At 79.7% G+C, this 910-nt stretch carries 1 protein-coding gene; it reads right to left on the bottom strand.

The genetic code is table 11. From position 1 onward, the window contains the following. Window positions 1-910, bottom strand: a 910-nt coding sequence (locus AC2CJA_RS26890) for a helicase-associated domain-containing protein (protein ID WP_484605242.1), incomplete at both ends; no start/stop codon positions are given.

Below are 910 nucleotides of genomic sequence, written 5' to 3'. Positions count from 1 at the left end.
GCGCCGGGGCTGGGCGGGCCGTCCGGCACCGGCTCGGGCGCGGTGCGCGGCGGGGTGCGCAGGGCGTCGGCGCGGTGGACCACCACATCACCCCCGGCGGACTCGGCGGCCGGCGCGTACCCCATGGCGCGCAGCCGCTCCAGCAGGGTGACCGGGTCCGCCCGGGAGGCCAGCACCGTCGGCGCCAGCAGCCGCAGCCCCAGGGAGGCGGCGCGGCGGTCGGCGGCGATCTCGGCGAGCAGCGTGCCGTCGTCGCAGCGGACGTAGGAGCCGGCCGCGCCCACCCGCAGCCGCCCGTGCCGCCGGGCCACGTCGTCGATCAGATACGCCAGCGGCTGCGGGACGGGCGTGCGGGAGTGGGCGGCCAGGAAGGCGCGCAGCTCGTCGGCGCCGTGGCCCGCGTCGAGGGCGCGGCGCACCGATCCGGGGGTGAAGCGGTAGACCGTCGCGCCGCCCCTGGACTCCACGTCGGCCAGGGTGTTCAGCGTCTCGGCCAGATGACGGCGCAGCGGCCCGGGCGCCACGGCCGTCAGGTCGGCCTGGAGCAGGACGTGGTCCAGCGGCTCGGGCAGGAGAGGGGCCAGGAGGGACGCGGCGGCATCCGGGACGCCGGTGTCCCGGGCGGCCGTCTCGGGACCGGTGGTGTCCGCGTCGACGGCGTGCTCGTCCAGCAGGGGGCGCGCGTACGAGGTGAGCGCGCCGCGTCCCGTCACGCCCAGCAGCTCCGCCTCCGTCAGCGTCCACCGAACGATCCGGCCGCGCAGCTCCGCGCCCCCGCGCAGCGGGCACTCCCAGTCCAGCCGGGCGGCCACCGCGTCGGTGTCCGGGGCCGTCCCCGCGGGTTCGGCGGCCAGCAGGCCCAGGGTGCGGCGGCGCAGTTCGGGCGCGGGGCCGCGGTCCAGGCCGGGGC

This window comes from Streptomyces sp. ATLC9 (assembly GCF_057196705.1).
Note: the sequence above shows the minus strand (reverse complement) of the source record. Positions and strands in the feature narration are given on the sequence as shown.